Below are 17,454 nucleotides of genomic sequence, written 5' to 3' on the forward strand. Positions count from 1 at the left end.
CCGGCTAGCGAAACGCTGGCGCGGATGGAAAGATGCCTTCAGACACCAAACTATCATCAATAGTTCTGTAAATTTTTATTGACGGAATTTATTGGCGGCAGTGGCAAGTGTTCATATAAAAATATTAATGAGGGTAATAAATAATGATGAAGCGCAATATTCTGGCAGTGGTAATCCCTGCCCTGCTGGTAGCCGGCGCAGCTAACGCTGCAGAAATCTATAACAAAAACGGCAACAAACTGGACTTCTACGGGAAAATGGTTGGTGAGCACGTCTGGACCACCAATGGTGACACCAACAGCAGCGACACCACCTATGCACGTATCGGCCTGAAAGGCGAAACCCAGATCAACGATCAGCTGACCGGTTACGGCCAGTGGGAATACAACATGGATGCGTCCAACGTTGAAGGTTCCCAGGGTACCAAAACTCGTCTGGCCTTCGCGGGTCTGAAAGCGGGTGAATACGGTTCATTCGACTACGGCCGTAACTACGGTGCTATCTACGACGTTGAATCCGCAACCGATATGCTGGTTGAGTGGGGCGGCGACGGTTGGAACTACACCGACAACTTCATGACCGGCCGTACCAACGGCGTAGCAACCTACCGTAACTCTGACTTCTTCGGTCTGGTTGACGGTCTGAGCTTCGCGCTGCAGTACCAGGGTAAAAACGACAGCAGCCGTGCTATCCAGAAACAAAACGGCGACGGCGTCAGCACCTCTGCAACCTATGCATTTGACAACGGTATCGCGCTGTCTGCTGGTTACGCCTCTTCTAACCGTAGCGTCGCGCAGAAAGCTGACGGTAACGGCGACAAAGCTGAAGCGTGGGCAACCTCCGCTAAGTACGATGCAAACAACATCTACGCAGCAGTCATGTACTCTCAGACCTACAACATGACCCCGGAAAACCAGGCGAACTACTTCGCTGGCAAAACTCAGAACTTCGAAGCCGTTGCTCAGTATCAGTTCGACTTCGGTCTGCGTCCGTCCATCGGCTATGTTCAGACTAAAGGTAAAAACCTGCAGGGTCGTACCGGTTTCTCCGGCGGCGATGCTGACCTGGTTAAATACATCGAAGTGGGTACCTGGTACTACTTCAACAAGAACATGAACGTCTACGCAGCATACAAATTCAACCTGCTGGACGACAACAGCTATACCGAAACGGCTAAAGTGTCCACCGATGACCAGGCTGCAGTAGGTATCGTTTACCAGTTCTAATCAGTACACCCCTTCGTGATATGCCTAAAAAGCAGGACTTCGGTCCTGCTTTTCTACATTACTAAGATAAAGATCGTAACTTTCGAAAACCTTCTCGCTTTTTGTCGCAAACGGTTGGCAATTTGTAAATCTCCCGTTACCCTGATAGCGAAATTCCCTCAGTAATCACAATGGAACCTCGTCATGTTTGAGAACATTACTGCCGCCCCTGCCGACCCCATTTTAGGCCTGGCCGATCTGTTTCGTGCCGATGACCGCCCGACTAAAATTAACCTCGGGATTGGTGTTTACAAAGATGAAACGGGTAAAACCCCGGTCCTGACCAGCGTTAAAAAAGCAGAACAGTATCTGCTGGAAAATGAAACCACAAAAAACTATCTGGGTATCGACGGTATTGCGGAATTTGGTCGCTGCACCCAGGAACTGCTGTTCGGTAAAGGAAGCGCAATCATCAGCGATAAGCGCGCACGTACCGCCCAAACCCCTGGCGGCACCGGCGCTCTGCGCGTTGCCGCTGACTTCCTGGCGAAGAACACCGCTGTAAAACGCGTCTGGGTAAGCAACCCGAGCTGGCCGAACCACAAAAGCGTATTTAATTCCGCAGGCCTGGAAGTGCGCGAATACGCCTATTACGATGCGGCCAACCATACCCTCGACTTCGACGGTATGCTGGCAAGCCTCAATGAAGCACAGGCGGGCGACGTGGTTCTGTTCCATGGCTGCTGCCATAACCCAACCGGTATCGATCCTACGCTGGAGCAGTGGCAGCAGCTGGCACAGCTGTCCGTTGAGAAAGGCTGGCTGCCGCTGTTCGACTTCGCCTACCAGGGCTTTGCCCGCGGTCTGGAAGAAGATGCCGAAGGTCTGCGCGCGTTCGTTGCGCTGCATAAAGAGCTGCTGGTTGCGAGCTCCTACTCGAAGAACTTTGGTCTGTACAACGAACGCGTGGGTGCCTGCACGCTGGTTGCGGCGGATGCCGAAACCGTTGACCGCGCTTTCACGCAGATGAAGTCGGCGATTCGTGCGAACTACTCCAACCCGCCTGCGCACGGCGCGTCGGTGGTAGCGACGATCCTCAGCAACGATGCACTGCGTGCTATCTGGGAACAAGAGCTGACCGATATGCGCCAGCGTATTCAGCGTATGCGTCTGCTGTTCGTCAATACCCTGCAGGAAAAAGGGGCCAGCCGCGACTTCTCTTTCATCATCAAGCAAAACGGGATGTTCTCGTTCAGCGGCCTGACCAAAGAGCAGGTGCTGCGTCTGCGTGAAGAGTTCGGGGTCTACGCCGTAGCTTCCGGGCGTATCAACGTCGCCGGTATGACGCCAGACAACATGGCGCCGCTGTGTGAAGCGATTGTCGCCGTGCTGTAATAGCATCGCTGGCAAAAAATAAAGGCCGCTTGCGCGGCCTTTTTTATATTTTCCGTCGGGAAGTATTACCAGACGGGCATTTCATCCTGCAGGAAAGGGTTGTGCTGACGCTCATAGCCCAGCGTCGACATCGGCCCGTGACCGGGAATAAACGTCACATCATCACCCAAAGGCAGTAATTTACGTTTAATCGCATCAATCAGCTGACCGTGGTCGCCGCGCGGGAAGTCGCTGCGCCCAACGCCACCTTTGAAAATGACATCGCCGGAAATCAGCAGCCGGGAAGCCTCATCAAAAAAGACCACGTGCCCTGGCGTATGCCCGGGACAGTGCAGCACCTGCAGAGAAATATTCCCCACGCTGACGACGTCGCCTTCATTGAGCCAGCGGTCCGGCTGCAGGGGCTGGCAATCCTCCAGACCAAACATCCGGCTCTGCGCCGGCAGACCTTCCAGCCAGAACTCATCTTCTTTTTCCGGTCCGATAATCGGCACGCCATAGTGCTGTGCCAGTTCGGCCGCCGCACCAACGTGATCGAGATGGCCGTGGGTGAGCAAAATCTGCATCAGGCTGACGCCTGCTGCCGAGACTTCCTGTTTGATTCGCTCAGCGTCACCGCCGGGATCGACCAGCGCAGCGAGCCGGGTTTGCTCACACCAGATTAAAGAACAGTTCTGAGCGAACGCGGTAACCGGAATAATACGATAGTTCATGATGCTCCTTTCGTTACCAGTGCCTGACCGGACCGGTATCAATATGCACAAAGTTGCTACGTGGATAGTATCCTACACCACCTGCGCCCATAGATAACGCCGCTTTGCGAACATTGCTTAACGAAATGCCTTCTATGTGGAAATCCATTGCCTGTCCCTTGGTGTGATAGCTATGTTTCGCCACACCACGGCTTCGTGCACGGAGCTCATCATTGGTATCAAGGGAACGATAGCCGGAGATAAGCTGAACAGGTTTATTGGTACCAAGTAATCCCTGCAGACGATAGAGTTGATCAAACAAACTCGGATCGATTGGCTTAATTTTATTCGCGCGAAAATCACGGAAAAAATGGTTAAGCCTTGCTAATTCATCCTGAATATAGCCTCTGCCATCGAAAAACTCCGCCTTGAGTGATTCACCAGTATGCAGGTTATTCAACGTCAGAATACGCGGTCGGGGGGTCGAGAGGGTGGCAAATGCCGGCGCAGGCAGAATGGCGGCAGCACCGAGCGCAGCCCCACCTAACGCCAGCAATTTGCGGCGATTAGCGTCAAATTTGTCCATGATAATCAGGTCTACAAGTAAATGAATCGAATATATGCACTTCTGGCGCACGAAAGGCACCTTACCGGGCATTATTGCCAACGTCAAGGTAGCCTAACCCCAGTAAATACGGGCCCTGTAGAGGAACAGGGCTTGTTTTCACTGAGAGTTAGGACAACGAAATTCGTTGAACTACTTCATTTACCTGATTAATTGTTCTGCTTTCGCCAGAATTTGTGCGCCAGATCGCGCGGTGAGATCGTAATTGTAAATATCTGTGCGATATTGCATGCGGCCATCCGCATCGACGAAGGCGGTCAGATAATAGAGATTGACCGGGATGTTCTGGCGGATATTAACATAGCGGGTATCGCCCTGCTTGAGCGCATCAGAAATCCGCGTGTCATTCCAGCCGGCATCCTGCAGCAGCATATTCGCCAGCTCCGAAGCTTTGTTGACCCGCACGCAGCCGGAACTTAAGGCCCGCACGTCTTTCTGGAACAGATTGTGGTTCGGCGTATCGTGCAGATAGATAGCATCGGAGCTGGGCATATTAAACTTGTAGCGCCCCAATGAGTTACGCGCGCCAGGCGCCTGCTGAAAACGGAACGGCAGATTGTTTTCAGTGATCGTCGACCAGTCAACGCGATACGGGTCGATAGCCTCTTTGCTGTTCCAGCCGCGCATCACGGTGTAGCCATGCTGCTCAAGATAGCCCGGATCGTTACGCACCTTCGGCAGGATATCTTTGCGCGCCAGCGTCGGCGGTACGTTCCACGGCGGGTTAACCACCACGTTGTTTAGCGCGCTGCTCATCATCGGCGTTTTACGGTCCGGCCGCCCCACAATCACTCGCGATGCCAGCACCTGACTGCCATCCTGGTAATAGACCAGAGAAAAGGCCGGAATATTGACCATAATGCCGGTAGAGAGTTTGCCCGGCAGCAGACGCAGGCGCTGAATGTTCAACGCCAGCACGCCCGCACGCTGAGCCGCTGAGACGTTGAGCCAGTCGCGGGTGGATTGACCAATTACGCCATCGGCGCCCAGCCCCTGCCAGGCCTGGAAGCGCTTAACGCCCTCAACAAGCTGGCGATCGTAGACGCCGCGCGCCGCGGGTTTACTCTTCTTCCCGGCAGACGGACTCACGACATCCCCCGGCAGCGCAATTTTCGCGGAATCATCGAGCATACCGTTGCGCTGTAAAATTTCGCGCAGCGCGCCAATATCGTTACTCCACTCCCCCGGACGCAGCGACGCGTTGCTGGTCAGCTGCGGCCACGGACGGGAGTCGGCCACCAGCGCCAGCAGCGCCCGGTGCATCGCCTCATACTGCGGATGCTTCGGCGCCAGTCCGGCAATAAACGGCACCAGAGAGCCATTATCCAGCGCCAGCTGCCACTGATTAATCACCGACAGCGGCGGGGTCGCCATGGCGTACGGCTTCGTTCCGTACAGCCAGCGGTTCCCCTGCACCGGAATACCGCTGATAAAATGCAGGTATCCCATCATGGCGTCGGAGAGCACGATGTCGCGAGCCATGCCGTTCACCGCCGGATCGGTCAGCAGGCTGACCCAGGTGGTAAATTGCGGCTGAAAACCGGCGATGGCGACCTCAGCCAGCTGCTGCTGGAAAGCCTGAACCGCGTCGCGGTTCTCCCACATCGGCTTCATCTCTCTGGCCGCATAGAGCGACACCAGCGGGTTCATAAACACGGGCTGATAGCCGGCCGGCAGCAGCGCCGTTATCGCGGCGCGGCTTTTTTCTGCGGCACCGGCAGCCAGCGGCTGTTCGCCGGCCATTTTCGCCACCGCCGCGGATTGACCATCGCTCTGGATAAGCGCAGACGACAGTTCTCCCAGCGTCGCAGAACTGTCCGTGGGTACAATTTCAGGCTCTTCGGCCTGGGCATTAAACAGTGGAGCAAATGCAAATGCCAGGCTCAAACTCAGCGCTGACAATTGACGACCATACCGTTTTTTTAGCAACATCCCTTGCCCCCTGTTGTCACATTGCCGCCCGTAAAACCGGGTTTTACTCTCAGTATATAGAGGCGCAAAAGCTTTTGCCTCCCCAAATGTAAAGAAGTTTAAAGATTATAAAGCGTTAACTTAGCGAATCCGATAACAAAAAGGGCGACATCAAGTCGCCCTTTTATCTATCGATCGATGACCGCTAAGAGGCATCCGCCGTTCCAGGCAGCGTTTCCGGCAGCTGGGCGGCAAAACCGCGCAGCCCGACAACGTGGACGTGTTCGTGGTTATTAAACACTTTACGCACTAGCTTGTAGGTGGTGCCTTTTTCCGGGCTGATGTTTTCCGGCGCCGCGATAATCAGCTGCATCTCCAGACGCTCGCACAGCTCGAACAGCGTGGCGATAGAGCGGGCATCGAGACGCGCCGCTTCATCGAGGAACAGCAGACGGCACGGTGACAGGTCTTTGCCGCGCAGGCGACGAGACTCATCTTCCCAGCTCTGCACCACCATCACCAGAATCGACATCCCGGTACCGATAGCTTCCCCGGTGGACAGCGCGCCGGATTCTGCACGCAGCCAGCCGTCGGAGCCGCGGTTAACTTCCACTTCCATCTCCAGATAGTTGCGGTAGTCGAGCAGCTCTTCGCCGATGGTCTGCGGCGTACGTTGTCCCATATCGATCTGCGGGTTCAGGCGCTGATACAGCTTCGCCAGCGCTTCCGAGAAGCTCAGGCGGTTGCTGTTAAACAGATCCTGATGCTGCTCGTGCTGTTCGGACAGCACATCAAGCAGCGTCGAGTGGGTTTCCCGCACGTTGACATTCAAGCGCACGCTGTTGACCTGGCCGAAGGAGACGCTTTGCAGCCCCTGGTTGAGCATACGGATGCGGTTCTGCTCGCGCTGAATCGTTTTGCGAATAATATTGGCCACGCTGCGGGAGCTGATGGCCAGTTTCTGCTCACGGTTGGTCAACTCTTCCGTCAGACGGCTCAGCTCGATTTCCATCTGTTCAATCGCTTCTACCGGGTCGTCGGTGCGGATAATATCCTGACGGATACGCTCGCGCAGATGCTGGTAGACCGCGACAAAGAACTGAATTTTACGTTCAGGACGTTTCGGATCCTCGGAGACACGCAGCACATCGCGCAGATGTTCGTTATCCGCTACGGCCAGACGCAGTGCACCCAGCGCTTTATCCGACATCGAGCGTAGTTCGTCAGCGGAGAGGTAGGCCAGCTCGCGGCGATGCAGACGACGTTCGACCCCGTTATCTTTCACCAGCCGCATAACCGCACACCAGCCCGCCTTGGCGCTCACCACCTGCTCACGCATTTCACAGTAGTCGCGCTCAAGTTTACGCAGCCTGCGGGTCAGGTTGTCCATTTCGGCTTCACAGAAGGTCAGCGCTTTTTCCAGCTGATTCCGGCGTGAGCGGTTGTTGCTTAACTGCGTATGCAGCTGATCGCGGCGCGCACGCGCACGCTCTTCCGCGCCGCTGTCGGCACGTACGCCGATATCCTGCAGCTCTTTGTACAGATCGCTGAGCAGCTCTTTTTTGGTATCAAAGGAGCTTTTCAGCGACGCCAGCACCTGATTGTACTGGTTCAGCTGCGCAGAATGGGTACGCATCGCGTCGCGGGCACGGCTACGTTCAGCCTCCGCCTGCTCCAGGCGCTGGCGCAGTTTTTCATTGAGGTCGCTGTTGCCGTTCAGCATTTCCGCCGAATCAGAATAGCTGAAGTGGGCACGACGCTGAACCACTTCGCTCAGCGCAAACGCCTGTTGACGCGCGTCGCGCTGCATCTGCTGCGCATAGGCATAGTCTTCTTTCAGCTGTTCAAACTGTTCCGGGTCGCTCTGCAGGACTGAAACGATCGGCTCCAGTTTTGCCAGCTGATTGCCGTACTGTTGAATAAAGCGCGCCGCTTCCTGGGCCTCATCCAGCCGTTCCTGGATTTCGTCAACGCGGTCGGCCAGCGTATCGTCCGCCAGCAGGTTAAGGCGCGGCAGCAGGCGGTTGAGGGCGGAAACCCCCTCTTTCGCCTGCTCAAACTGCACCCGGTTCTGCTGGTTGTCGCTTTCATGCGCGTTGAGCGCGCGCTCCAGCTCGCCGCGGCGGCTGTTGAGCTTACGGATCTCTTCTTCCGGATCGTCTTCAAACGCGACGGCCAGATGGCTACCGATAAAGCGACTGAAGGCCTGGTGCTGACGCTGCGTTTTCTGCACGTCGAATGAGAGGGTCGCAAAACGCTCTGACAGATCCTCACGCTCGGCATGCAGACTCTCAATGCGGCTTTCACGCGCGGCGCGGCCAAACAGCGGCAGCGTCGGGAAGCGCGAGTAGCGCCACTGGCGATCGGCCACCTTAACGACAACCGCTTTTTCCAGCTCATCGACGCTGAATACGCTGTCATCGAAGGATTGCGGATCGCCCTCGATCAGATAGAGATCTTCCGGACAATCTTCCAGCCCTTCCAGCTGTTCGGCGATCTGCGCCAGATTGGGTACCACGATCGCGTGACGCGACGGGCCATACAGCGCGGAGAAGTACGGGGCGTCTTCAAGGCTGACATCGTCATAAATTTCCGACAGCAGTACGCCACCAAAACGTTCCGCCAGCGCGTTAAGACGAGGATCTTCAGACCCTCCCGGTTGGCTGAGGCGTTCGATCTCTTCGTCGATAGCGCGTTTACGGGCGCCCACTTCGTCGCGTTCGACGATGGCTTCGCGCTCGCGCTCCAGCAGCTGCTGGAGATATTCAGTGACATCCTGGCTTGATTCAAACTGCTCACCGCTCTGTTCGCAGAGCTGGTTGAGACTGTTTTGCGCGGCCAGCCAGATCGGCGCCCGACGCAGCAGAGACTGAGTGCGCGACTGCAGCTGCTCCAGCTCCTGACGCAGGTTCATGCGCTGTTCGCTGGCAGAAGAGACGCTATCGGATAAGGAGGCGATGCGCGCTTCCAGCTCCTGATGCAGCGCTTCCAGATCGTCAATATCGTAGCGTTTTCCTTGACGCTTGCAGAATTCGCTCAGCTGGCGTTCAGCGTCCTGCTGCTCGCGCAGACGTTGTTCCAGCTCGGTCAGACGGCTGCGCAGCCCTTGTGCCTGCTCGGCGAGGTGACGCTGGTTGACGCCATCGCGCAGCAGCTCGCGCGCTACGTCCCAGGCCTCATTACGCGCCAGCGGGCCATTGATGGCCACCACCAGCTGGTAAGCTTGCTCAAACTGGCCGTGGGCGGTCTGCGCCACGCTCATTTTTTGTTCCAGCGACAGCATTTTTTCCGTCGCTTCTTGCTCTTTGGCCTGGAATGTTTCCAACCATTGGTCGGCGCTTTCCGGCGTTAAATCCGGTAAATGACACAGCGCCTTCGCACGTTCCAGCGCCTGCAGCGCCTGGTTGTACTGAATCGCGCGGGTCTGCTGCACGTCCAGCGCCTGCTGGTAGTCGGCGAGCTGGCTTTTCAGCTCATCCACTTCCAGTTCAGCGGCCTCTGCGCGAGCTTCGTTCTCTTCCTGCAAATCGGTCGCTTCGGCGACGACTTCATTCTGCTCTTCAAGACGAATCTGCAGTTCATCGAGATCCGCTTCATAACGCTCGATTTTTTCCTGCTGGCGCAGCGCGGTTTGTACCAGATTCAGGTGGTCGCTGGCAGCCTGATAATCGGCTTCCAGATCGCCTTCTGCGCCGTTATGTTCCTGCAGTTCACGAGCCATATCGACGTGCTTATACTGCTCTGCCGCCAGCTGCGCCCGCGAGGTAAAGAGATCGCGACGATACTCCAGCGCTTTATCCAGATGCACGCGACGTTCATTGGCGTGACGCATATAGTCCGCCGCTACATAGTTCGTCGCTTCGCTGATCAGATGTTTAAACAGGTCGCGATCGGACTGGGTGACGCGAATGGCTTCGAGCGTCATGCGGTTTTCGCGCAGCGCGGCTTCCATATCCTGGAATGCTTTACGTACGCCGCTGTTTTCCGGCAGCAGGTAGTCGCGCAGCGAGCGGGTAATAGTGTTGGAGATCCCGCCATACAGCGAGGCTTCAATCAGGCGATAGTATTTGCTGCGGTCGGAGGCCGAACGCAGACGACGCGCGACAACGCCCAGATCGAACATCAGCGAGTGATAATCGGTTATCGAGTTGAACTGCTTGAACTGCACCCCTTCCATCTCTTCAAGCTTATCTTTCAGCTCGTTGAGGCTCAACACGCGCGCCTGGCGCTCGTTAAGGGTTTCCGTCAACAGCTGGGTCGGCTGAATGGACATCGGCAGCCCCTGGATAGCAAACGGCTTGATATCCACTTTACGATCGCGACCGGCGATCTGCTGCAGGCGCACGCCCACGACCACGCGCTGGTGGTGCGAGTTGACCACGTCCAGTACCGAATAACACACCCCGGCCCGCAGCTTCCCGTGCAGACCTTTATCGCGCGAACCGCTGGTGGCCCCCGCTTCGGTGGTGTTGCGGAAGTGCAGCAGAGTCAGGTCCGGAATCAGTGCCGTGACGAAAGCCGCCATGGTGGTCGATTTCCCGGCGCCGTTGCCGCCGGAGAGGGTGGTGACCAGCTCATCCAGATCAAAGGTGCGGGCAAAAAAACCGTTCCAGTTAACCAGCGTCAGCGAGCGAAATTTACCGCGTTCAATCATTACTCTTCCTCCCCGCTATCCGGCTGATTCTCTTCATTCTCGTCATGGAGCCGCAGATGATTTTCCAGCGCCATCGCTTCGCCGTCGCGAATCATGCGCAGCTGCGCCTCACGCGGATCGTCGCCGACGCGAACGTCAGCCCCAAAGCGGAAGACCGACTCGGTGATGCGAAATTTGCTGCTGTCATGGCCCATAAACCAGACCATGCCCAGGCGGCGCAGACGGTTGAGCGACGCGCGCATTTTTTCCTGTAGCTTCTGGCGGTCGAGATCGGATCCGGTAGAGCGGTTGTTCACCAGCTTCAGCAGTTTAGCCTCGTCCGCCAGGGTCAGAAGCTCGTCGTAGAGCTCCTGCTGGGTAAAGATCCCTTCGTTGGCCAGCCGTTCCGGGCTGAGATAGAGGTAGCAAAGAATTTTGCCGACCATCATATCCAGCTCGGAGAGCACCGAGCGCGGGATCAGCGTCGTGGAGCGCGGGCGCAGATAGAAAAACCCTTCCGGCGCGCGAATCAGCTCAACGTTATAACGAGCGTAAAACTCTTCCAGGTAATCCTGGAAATCCATCAAAAAAGCGTGATTATCCAGTTCGTCCAGGCCGATATGACGGCCTGCTCGCAGGGCGCTATCCAGCGCCGGAAATAACGGATTGCCCAACGCCAGCGCCAGTTTAACTGGCATCACTTGTTCAATATTTGTCGATGACATGCGCCTGTACCTTGGCTCCGTAATCATTAATCGGCTGCCATTTTGCCGGCAGTCCGGTGAAATCTGCTTGTGCGACGCCCAGGCGTACCGCCTGATCGACGACGATTCGCGCCACATCAAAATGGCGAGCCCGCGGATACTGCGCCAGATATTCGCGCACCACCAGACCGAGGTCCAGCGGGACGCCTTTGTCTTTGTAAACCACCAGCTGCGCTTCAATCAGCGCGGCGAGCTGCTCGCGAATTTCGTTAAACTCTTCGTATTCCAGATCCGCCGGGAGCTCCCCGGTAACCTCTTCGTCACGCAGCGCCATCTCTTCATCGCGCATATCCAGCAGACGATCGGCGCTGGCGTGAGTCAACGCCCACGGGGCGTCAAAGTAGGTCTGGATCGACTGACGCAGACGCTGGGCGAAGACGCGGTTTTTATCCATATCGATAGCGGTACGGATAAATTTGTGCACGTGGCGATCGTAGCCGATCCACAGGTCAATCGCCTGCTGGCCCCAGCTGACGATACGGTCCAGTTTACTTTGCAGATCGAAGACTAAGCGGTCGACAAAATGCAGGTCGTCGCGTGAAATTGTCGCATCCTGAATTCTCAGCAGGTTAGCCTGCAGCTTATCGCCTGCGGCATCCAGCGTATCCTGCAACTCGCGCAGGGTGCCGGACGTTTCTGACAGCAGCAGCTCACAGCTGGAGATCGCCGCGCGCCAGTCTTTGTTTAACAGCTGAGCGATATCATCTTTGACCAGCTGCTGCTGTTCATCCATGATGCGCTGCGTCAGATCGATACTGTCGAAAATCTCAGCAACCGAATATTTCAGCGGCGCAAAGACGTTGCGATGCCAGTGAAACTCATCGCCGCCCTCTTCTGCCGAGTCGGCTGCGCGCTTGAGCTCACCGGCGACGATCGACAGCTGCATCGACAGACGCAGAGTGGAAAATTCGCGTTGGCGAATATAGTAGTCGGTAATCCCGATGCCCAACGGCGTCAGGCGATAAATTGCATTGCCTTCCGTGATTTCGCTGGTAAAGCGGTTCAGCAGACGTTGGCGCACCATATCGTTGATCGCATTATTGGCGCGCTGGCTGATGGTTTCGCTGGTCTGCTCAAACGCATCACTGACGTGGCGGAACGCATCCACCAGTTCTCCCTCGGTCATTTCCCCTTCGAGCCGCTCGCCGTTCAGCGTAGCAACCGCCAGCAGAAACGAGAGTCTGTCTACCGGCAGCGAAATAGAAAAATCATTTTTTCTGGCCCAGGCAACCAGTTCGGGGACTGTCTGGGAAAATTCACTCATAGTTTATCCTTGCATCTGCGGCTTAAGCGCTGTGACATGAATGTAGCGACCCAGGCTGATATACGGCTCCTGGCGACAGTAGCGCGTCTCCAGCTCCAGCAGCGCCGCAAAATTGTCGCGCTGTTTGCGTTTTTCACGCAGATAATCATGAAACACCCGCACGCCGGTTTTACCGGTAATGTGCCAGCCCTGCTCTTCCAGCCAGCCATAAACCTGCTGCGGGGAACGCGGATAGTCCGGCGACAGCGTGCGTTTTTTCTTTTTCGGCATGCCGAGTTGTACGTAGTCGAAGTTCCCGACGACCATGTTATGCATCAACAGACCGTTAGCATTGTAGAACATTAACGATAACGCACCGCCGGGCCGTAAAACCGACCACAGCGTTCGCAGCATCTCCTGCGGCTCGGCCACCCACTCCAGCACCGCATGAAACAGTATCAGATCGACCGGGCTTTCCAAATGCTGCGCAATATCCTGAGCGGCGCATTGTACAAAATGCATGTTGTCGATCACACCTTTATCGGCAGCAGCCTGCCGGGCGCGCGCGACCATTTCAGCCGAAAGATCGCATAACGTCACATGGTGGCCCATTTCCGCGACTTTTACCGCCGTTTGCCCTTCGCCACCGCCGGCGTCAAGAATCCGAAGCGGCCCTGGCCCCAGCTGGCTTAACAGCGGTTGCAGATCCTGCCACAGAATGGCCTGACGCAGTTCGCCCTTGGTGGTGCCGTAAATATTGCGCGAAAACTTTTCAGCCATGTCATCGAAATTACGATCTTTCACGGACGGTTCCACCTGCCAACACAAAGCCGCTATTTTGTCATACCCACGCTGAGAATGAAGCGATCTGTTATAAGATCCGGACATAACTTTGGTTATATGGTTAAAAAAGGACCCATCTGGCATGCTTTTTACACTGAAAAAGTATTTAGGTGGCATGATGCTGCCGCTTCCCCTGCTGCTGCTGCTGATGGCGGTCGGAATCGCGTTACTGTGGTTTAGCCGTTTCCAGCGCACTGGCAAGCTCTGCGTCAGCCTCGGCTGGCTGCTGTTGCTATTGTTGAGCCTGCAACCGGTAGCCGATAGTTTGCTCAAACCAATCGAGGATAAATACCCGACGTGGCGGGATGCCGGGCGCGTGCAGTACGTCGTCGTACTTGGCGGGGGCTACACCTGGAATCCGGACTGGGCGCCCAGTTCAAATCTCATCAACAACAGCCTGCCGCGGCTGACGGAGGGAATCCGCCTGTGGTATGAGAACCCGGGCGCAAAACTCATCTTTACCGGCGCAGCGGCGAAAACAAATCCCGTCAGCACGGCAGAAGCCGGCGCCAGAGTTGCGGAGAGTCTGGGGATACCGCGCAGCGAAATTATCGTTCTGGATAAACCCAAAGATACCGAAGAAGAAGCCGAAGCGGTGAAACAGGCCATCGGCGATGCGCCGTTCCTGCTGGTGACTTCCGCATCGCATTTACCCCGGGCGATGATTTTCTTCCAGCATGTCGGGCTAAACCCGCTGCCGGCACCCGCCAATCAGCTGGCGATCGCGTCACCGCTCAATCCGTGGGAACAGGCGATCCCTTCCCCCGTCTGGCTGATGCACAGCGATCGCGTCGGCTACGAAACGCTGGGGCGCATCTGGCAATGGTTAAAAGGCGCCTCAGGCGAGCCAGGGGAGAATTGATTTAGCGGCCAGGTCAAACCGGGCGCGGTCAAAACGCCCGGTATTGACCAGATTATCCACCTCATCCCACAGCAGATAGAGCCAGCGTCGCCACAGGAAAGATTCGGCCACCGGCGCACGGCGCAAATAGTGCCACAGCAGTTGCTCCGCCTGTCCTCCGTCGGACAGGCGAAACAGTTCATATTCTCGCGGCGCCCACAACATCATCCCAGGCCCGACCATCGCCAGCAGCTGATCGCTACGCGCATCCTTCAGCATGCTGCGCAGCGTGAAGCTGCCGTGTACCAGCACGCAGTTATCATTAAAATCTTTCAATAAATCCGGAAGGCACGCGCGGGCGCGGAACAGAATTCGTTTATCCTGCATCGTCAGGCCGGTATCCTGATACAAATTAAGGGTACTCCACAGCATCTCAACCCGCTGGCGATACCAGTGCGGCCACAGGTTTTCCTGGGTGCTGTCCACCATGCCGACGCAGCCGCCGCTATCGTGCCGGTGCCATGCCAGAAGAGCTTCCACGATCTGCTCCTGCAGCTGTTCCCAGCGCGCCGGCGTACGGGCCGGCGCTTCCGCAGAGACTCCGCGCAGCCGCTCAATCAGCAACACGTCCGGGCCAGGATGTTCTTCATGCGTCAACACCCCATAGACCACCGGCATGCGCACGGTACCGCTGCGCGCCAGCATTGAGATTTTCCACGCCAGCTGGCGGGCAATCCCTGGCGTGGTAAAACTTCTCGCCAACAGCGGCAGCGGGTTTCCCTGCGCGTCATAAAGCGACCACAGTGCCGAGGAGGGTTTCTCGCTGATACACTCCACGCGGCTCAGTTTCTCTCCCAGCAGGTGGCTAAGTTCGGTTCGCAGCTGTTCCATCTCTGATTACCCCTGTGAATACTACTGGTTTTATAATGAGCGCCAGCCGCAGGGATGTCATCAGGTGAGATCAAAAATTGAGGGAAAAAGTATGGAAAAATAGCGTGAAGATATCCCCTCACGACGGAGGGGATGAACGGATTAACGCAGCTCTGCGCGCACGCGCTCCAGATCTTCCGGTGTATCGACACCGGTTCCAGGCACAACTTCGGCCACCGCGACATGGATTTTTTCGCCATACCACAGCACCCGCAGCTGCTCCAGCATTTCGATCTGTTCCAGCGGGCTCGGCGACCAGCTGACGTAGCGACGGATAAAGCCGGCACGATAACCGTAAATACCGATATGACGTAGCAGCGTATCGCCGATAGTTTCGCGTGATTGCGCAAAGCGATCGCGATCCCATGGAATAGTGGCGCGGGAGAAGTAGAGCGCATAGCCCTGCGCATCCATCACCACTTTCACGGCATTCGGATTAAATGCTTCCTCAGCGTCGTGAATCGGAACGGCGAGCGTGGCCATACCGCAGGCATTGGCCGCCAGATTGTCCGCCACCTGGCGGACGATCGCCGGCGGGATCATCGGCTCATCGCCCTGGATATTGACGATGATCGTGTCATCACTGAAGCCACACTTTTCAACAACTTCGGCCAGACGCTCGGTGCCGGATTGATGGTCCGCACGCGTCATGCACACTTCGCCGCCGGCAGCTTCGACCGCACGCGCAACATCGTCATGATCCGTCGCGACGATAATGCGATCGGCCCCGGATTCGCGCGCGCGCTCGAGAACATGAACGATCATCGGCTTACCGTTGATATCCTGTAGGGGCTTGCCCGGCAGACGCGTGGAGGCAAAACGTGCAGGAATGATGACCACGAAACTCATGAATGGCTCTCTCCCACGGCTAATGCGCGGGCTTCGGTTTCCAGCAAGACGGGAATGCCTTCACGGAAAGGAAAGGCCAGGCTGTCAATTTTGCAGATCAGCTCTTGCTTATCCTGGCTGTAGTACAGTTTGCCGTTGCAGACAGGACAGGCGATGATTTCTAGTAAACGGTGATCCATGATTCCTCCTGATGGACCGAATAGATTCCGCAGCAGCATATCACATGATGGCAAACTCAGGGATCCGTTTGCGGCAAAGGCTGAGCGGGGTGTGCTCTTGTTCAGGCCGGGGAAATCTCCCAGCCCTGCTGACGGTCGGAGAAAAGCCCCGGCGGCAGACGACCGCAGGTGATACGTTGAGCCGACTGCCAGATGGCAAACTCTTCAATCGCCCGGAGCAACCCTTTCTCCAGCCCCGAGGTGACTCTGATCCCCTCTTCCAGCCACAGCGAAAAAACCTCCAGAACCCCGTTTTTCCGATGCACCTTGCTGTCCATTCTGCCCACCAGTTTTCCCTGGTGCAGCAGCGGCAGAACAAAGTAGCCATACTGACGCTTCGGCGCCGGCGTGTAGCATTCGAGGCGATAGCTGAAATTGAAGAGTTGCTCAGCGCGTTTACGGTCCCAGACTACCGGGTCAAATGGCGAGAGTACCGCGCTATGGCTGGCGGCGAGTTTACCGCCGGGCGCCGATTCCAGCTGCCCGAGCGCTTCGTGGTGGAGCCACATGTCGCCCAGTTCCTCGACCTTCACCGGAACCACCGTGCCCTCCTCCTGCCAGCTCGCCAGCAGCGTCGGCAAAGCGGGCTGGCGGAGACGATAGTAATCAGCCAGCCACTGGGGGCGAAAAATGCCGAGGCTCCGGGCACTGTTGCGCAGCATTAACGCCTCCGCCTGCGGCTGCGTCAGCGCATCGCGCTCATCGTCCCAGTGCGGCATGACGCGATGCGTCAGGTCGTACACCCGCTGGAAGTTACGCCGCTCCACCACCATCACTTTACCTGCGGTAAACAGGCCTTCCAGATGGCGCTTGTGCGGTTTCCACTCCCACCAGCCGCTGGCGCCTTTGCGCGGATGTTCAAAGTCGGCCGAACGAACCGGACCATTCTGCGCGATATGCTCCAGCAGCAGCCGAATATCGTCAGCATGTTCCGTCATCCACGCCTTGTGATACTTCCAGCCCATATTATCGGGCGTCAGCATACGGTGGCGCACCAGAGCAAAGTCGCTACGGGGCAGGAAACAGGCTTCATGAGCCCAGTATTCCATCAGCTCCCCGCTGCGCAGGGCGTCCTCCAGCCAGCTTTGCGGATAGCTGCCAAGACGGCTAAATAGCACAAGATAAGGGCTGCGGGCAACGACGTTGATGGTATCGATTTGCAGCAATGACATCTGCTGAATAGTTGACAGAATATCGCTGGCGCGGGCACGTCGCCGGGGCTTCTTCAGCAATCCCTGCGCCGCAAGATGGAGATGACGGGCTTCTTTAAGCGACAGTTGTAGTACCGACATGCAGGTTCTCCGT

Annotated in this window: 14 protein-coding genes; 3 read left to right on the plus strand and 11 right to left on the minus strand. The window is 56.7% G+C overall.

What is annotated here, in order from left to right; translation table 11 throughout:
- Positions 1–143 precede the first annotated feature (143 nt).
- Together AC236I_RS16235 and aspC are read left to right on the plus strand one after the other, a co-directional pair.
- Complete coding sequence (locus AC236I_RS16235; RefSeq protein WP_004860110.1) at positions 144–1,226, plus strand: porin; 1,083 nt, start codon at positions 144–146, stop codon at positions 1,224–1,226.
- A gap of 183 nt (positions 1,227–1,409) precedes the next feature.
- Positions 1,410–2,600 carry an aspartate transaminase gene (aspC, locus tag AC236I_RS16240; RefSeq protein WP_004860107.1) on the plus strand — a complete coding sequence of 397 codons (1,191 nt, stop codon included), beginning with the start codon at positions 1,410–1,412 and terminating at the stop codon, positions 2,598–2,600.
- A 65-nt stretch (positions 2,601–2,665) separates the two neighbouring features.
- Here the strand turns inward: aspC and AC236I_RS16245 are convergent, their stop codons facing one another.
- From AC236I_RS16245 to cmoM, 7 genes are all read right to left on the minus strand, one after another.
- On the minus strand, positions 2,666–3,313 hold the full coding sequence (locus AC236I_RS16245; protein ID WP_015584787.1) for an MBL fold metallo-hydrolase: 648 nt from the start codon (positions 3,311–3,313) through the stop codon (positions 2,666–2,668).
- A 13-nt stretch (positions 3,314–3,326) separates the two neighbouring features.
- Positions 3,327–3,878: a peptidoglycan L,D-endopeptidase MepK gene (mepK, locus tag AC236I_RS16250; protein ID WP_015584788.1), complete on the minus strand. Its 552-nt coding sequence runs from the start codon at positions 3,876–3,878 to the stop codon at positions 3,327–3,329.
- Positions 3,879–4,058: 180 nt separating this feature from the next.
- Positions 4,059–5,849, minus strand: a complete 1,791-nt coding sequence (gene ldtD, locus AC236I_RS16255) for a L,D-transpeptidase (protein WP_044349110.1) — start codon at positions 5,847–5,849, stop codon at positions 4,059–4,061.
- Positions 5,850–6,033: 184 nt separating this feature from the next.
- Complete coding sequence (mukB, locus tag AC236I_RS16260) at positions 6,034–10,482, minus strand: chromosome partition protein MukB (RefSeq protein ID WP_004860100.1); 4,449 nt, start codon at positions 10,480–10,482, stop codon at positions 6,034–6,036.
- Positions 10,482–11,186, minus strand: a complete 705-nt coding sequence (mukE, locus tag AC236I_RS16265; RefSeq protein WP_004860098.1) for a chromosome partition protein MukE — start codon at positions 11,184–11,186, stop codon at positions 10,482–10,484. Before mukE ends, mukB begins: the two co-directional genes overlap by 1 nt.
- The gene (mukF, locus tag AC236I_RS16270; protein WP_004860096.1) at positions 11,167–12,489 is read right to left on the minus strand and encodes a chromosome partition protein MukF; all 1,323 of its coding nucleotides are present in this window, start codon (positions 12,487–12,489) and stop codon (positions 11,167–11,169) included. The genes mukE and mukF overlap by 20 nt, the downstream gene beginning before the upstream one ends.
- Before the next feature lie 3 nt (positions 12,490–12,492).
- On the minus strand, positions 12,493–13,272 hold the full coding sequence (cmoM, locus tag AC236I_RS16275; protein WP_213894660.1) for a tRNA uridine 5-oxyacetic acid(34) methyltransferase CmoM: 780 nt from the start codon (positions 13,270–13,272) through the stop codon (positions 12,493–12,495).
- 121 nt (positions 13,273–13,393) lie between these two features.
- On the opposite strand from cmoM, the gene elyC reads away from it, so the two are divergent.
- A complete protein-coding gene (gene elyC, locus AC236I_RS16280; protein ID WP_004860091.1) occupies positions 13,394–14,173 on the plus strand; it encodes an envelope biogenesis factor ElyC in 780 nt (259 codons plus the stop codon).
- Here the strand turns inward: elyC and AC236I_RS16285 are convergent.
- The 4 genes from AC236I_RS16285 to AC236I_RS16300 all read right to left on the minus strand — a co-directional run bounded on the left by AC236I_RS16285 (position 14,150) and on the right by AC236I_RS16300 (position 17,441).
- Complete coding sequence (locus tag AC236I_RS16285; protein ID WP_015584791.1) at positions 14,150–15,043, minus strand: YcbJ family phosphotransferase; 894 nt, start codon at positions 15,041–15,043, stop codon at positions 14,150–14,152. The genes elyC and AC236I_RS16285 overlap by 24 nt on opposite strands.
- 141 nt (positions 15,044–15,184) lie before the next feature.
- Positions 15,185–15,931 (minus strand): 3-deoxy-manno-octulosonate cytidylyltransferase, encoded by a 747-nt coding sequence (gene kdsB / locus AC236I_RS16290; protein WP_004860088.1) that lies wholly within the window; start codon positions 15,929–15,931, stop codon positions 15,185–15,187.
- A complete protein-coding gene (locus AC236I_RS16295) occupies positions 15,928–16,110 on the minus strand; it encodes a Trm112 family protein (protein WP_004860086.1) in 183 nt (60 codons plus the stop codon). The genes kdsB and AC236I_RS16295 overlap by 4 nt, the downstream gene beginning before the upstream one ends.
- Positions 16,111–16,211: 101 nt before the next feature.
- Entirely contained in the window at positions 16,212–17,441 is a 1,230-nt protein-coding gene (locus AC236I_RS16300; protein ID WP_004860083.1) for a winged helix-turn-helix domain-containing protein, read from the minus strand.
- Positions 17,442–17,454 lie beyond the last annotated feature (13 nt).

The organism is Klebsiella sp. Sb-30, from assembly GCF_057652795.1.